This window comes from Cryobacterium breve (assembly GCF_004402375.1).
Taxonomy (GTDB): Bacteria; Actinomycetota; Actinomycetes; order Actinomycetales; family Microbacteriaceae; genus Cryobacterium; species Cryobacterium breve.
This window is the reverse complement of sequence record NZ_SOGJ01000031.1, coordinates 1-3,035: the sequence shown is the minus strand read 5'-3', so window position 1 is coordinate 3,035 and position 3,035 is coordinate 1. Positions and strand designations below refer to the sequence as shown.

The 3,035-nt window shown below is 53.5% G+C and carries 1 rRNA gene; it reads left to right on the top strand.

Annotated features, from left to right (window positions below):
• A 23S ribosomal RNA gene (locus E3O65_RS14340) occupies window positions 1-2,947 on the top strand; the annotation flags it as partial.
• Window positions 2,948-3,035 lie beyond the last annotated feature (88 nt).

Genomic DNA, 3,035 nt, shown 5'->3' with positions numbered 1-3,035 from the left:
TAGAGGGAACGTGGGGAAGTGAAACATCTCAGTACCCACAGGAAGAGAAAACAATAGTGATTCCGTTAGTAGTGGCGAGCGAAACCGGATGAGGCTAAACCGATCATGTGTGATAGCCGGCAGGCGTTGCATGGTCGGGGTTGCGGGACTTTTCTGCTGCTTCTGCCGAACAGTGAGGGTTAGAACGTTGTATAGACGAACAGGATTGAAAGCCTGGTCATAGAGGGTGCGAACCCCGTAGTCGAAATGCAGCAATCGCCCGAAGAGTATCCCAAGTAGCACGGGGCCCGAGAAATCCCGTGTGAATCCGTCAGGACCACCTGATAAGCCTAAATACTCCTACATGACCGATAGTGAACAAGTACCGTGAGGGAAAGGTGAAAAGTACCCCGGGAGGGGAGTGAAATAGTACCTGAAACCGTTTGCTTACAAACCGTTGGAGCCAGCTTTGTTCTGGTGACAGCGTGCCTTTTGAAGAATGAGCCTGCGAGTTAGTGATATGTGGCGAGCTTAACCCGAGAGGGGAATGCGTAGCGAAAGCGAGTCTGAATAGGGCGATTCAGTCGCATGTCCTAGACCCGAAGCGAAGTGATCTATCCATGGCCAGGTTGAAGCGACGGTAAGACGTCGTGGAGGACCGAACCCACTTCAGTTGAAAATGGAGGGGATGAGCTGTGGATAGGGGTGAAAGGCCAATCAAACTTCGTGATAGCTGGTTCTCTCCGAAATGCATTTAGGTGCAGCGTTGCGTGTTTCTTGCCGGAGGTAGAGCTACTGGATGGCCGATGGGGCCTAAAAGCTTACTGACGTCAGCCAAACTCCGAATGCCGGTAAGTGAGAGCGCAGCAGTGAGACGGTGGGGGATAAGCTTCATCGTCGAGAGGGAAACAACCCAGACCACCAACTAAGGTCCCAAAGCGCGTGCTAAGTGGGAAAGGATGTGGAGTTGCACAGACAACCAGGAGGTTGGCTTAGAAGCAGCCACCCTTGAAAGAGTGCGTAATAGCTCACTGGTCAAGTGATTCCGCGCCGACAATGTAACGGGGCTCAAGCACGCCACCGAAGTTGTGGCATTGATATTTTTGGTAAGCCGCACACTTGTTGTGTTGGTTCAGCCGTGTTGATGGGTAGGAGAGCGTCGTGTGGCCAGCGAAGCGGCGGTGTAAACCAGCCGTGGAGGCTACACGAGTGAGAATGCAGGCATGAGTAGCGAAAGACGGGTGAGAAACCCGTCCTCCGAAAGATCAAGGTTTCCAGGGCCAGGCTAATCCGCCCTGGGTAAGTCGGGACCTAAGGCGAGGCCGACAGGCGTAGTCGATGGACAACGGGTTTATATTCCCGTACTGGCGAAAAACCGCCCAAACTAATCCAGTAATGCTAAGCATCTGAATCCCCTAGATGGATCCCTTCGGGGTGAAGCGTGGGGCCTAGCGTGCGACCCTATGCTGGTGCGGTTAGCGTATTAACAGGTGTGACGCAGGAAGGTAGCTGAGCCGGGCGATGGTTGTCCCGGTCTAAGGATGTAGGCCGAGAGATAGGCAAATCCGTCTCTCATATAAGGCTGAGACCCGATGGGTAGTCCTCACGGACGAAATCAGTGATCCTATGCTGCCAAGAAAAGCATCGACGCGAGGTTTTAGTCACCCGTACCCCAAACCGACTCAGGTGATCAGGTAGAGAATACTAAGGAGATCGAGAGAATCGTGGTTAAGGAACTCGGCAAAATGCCCCCGTAACTTCGGGAGAAGGGGGGCCTGAGGCGTGAAGGGATTTACTCCTGGAGCGTTCGAAGGCCGCAGAGACCAGTGGGAAGCGACTGTTTACTAAAAACACAGGTCCGTGCCAAGTCGCAAGACGATGTATACGGACTGACGCCTGCCCGGTGCTGGAAGGTTAAGAGGAACGGTTAGCCGCAAGGCGAAGCTGAGAATTTAAGCCCCAGTAAACGGCGGTGGTAACTATAACCATCCTAAGGTAGCGAAATTCCTTGTCGGGTAAGTTCCGACCTGCACGAATGGCGTAACGACTTCCCAGCTGTCTCAACCGCGAACTCGGCGAAATTGCATTACGAGTAAAGATGCTCGTTACGCGCAGCAGGACGGAAAGACCCCGTGACCTTTACTACAGCTTGGTATTGGTGTTCGGTGTGGCTTGTGTAGGATAGGTGGGAGACTTTGAAGCTTGGACGCTAGTTCAGGTGGAGTCATCGTTGAAATACCACTCTGGTCATATTGGATATCTAACTTCGAACCGTGATCCGGTTCAGGGACAGTGCCTGGTGGGTAGTTTAACTGGGGCGGTTGCCTCCTAAAAAGTAACGGAGGCGCCCAAAGGTTCCCTCAACCTGGTTGGCAATCAGGTGTCGAGTGTAAGTGCACAAGGGAGCTTGACTGTGAGACTGACAAGTCGAGCAGGGACGAAAGTCGGGACTAGTGATCCGGCAGTGGCTTGTGGAAGCGCTGTCGCTCAACGGATAAAAGGTACCTCGGGGATAACAGGCTGATCTTGCCCAAGAGTCCATATCGACGGCATGGTTTGGCACCTCGATGTCGGCTCGTCGCATCCTGGGGCTGGAGTAGGTCCCAAGGGTTGGGCTGTTCGCCCATTAAAGCGGTACGCGAGCTGGGTTTAGAACGTCGTGAGACAGTTCGGTCCCTATCCGCTGCGCGCGCAGGAAATTTGAGAAGATCTATCCCTAGTACGAGAGGACCGGGATGGACGAACCTCTGGTGTGTCAGTTGTTCCGCCAGGAGCACCGCTGATTAGCTACGTTCGGAACGGATAACCGCTGAAAGCATCTAAGCGGGAAGCCGGCTTCGAGATGAGATTTCCATCCCTTCGGGGGAGAGGCTCGCAGCTAGACTACTGCGTTGATAGGCCGGATGTGGAAGAGGGGACTAAAGACCCTCGGAGCTGACCGGTACTAATAAGCCAATAATTTGATAACACTACAGTTTGAATAAGCTGCTCTGCGTCCACTATGTGGTTCTCGATGTACGGTCGAGAACAACGCCCTCACCGGCACCAAACCGTGT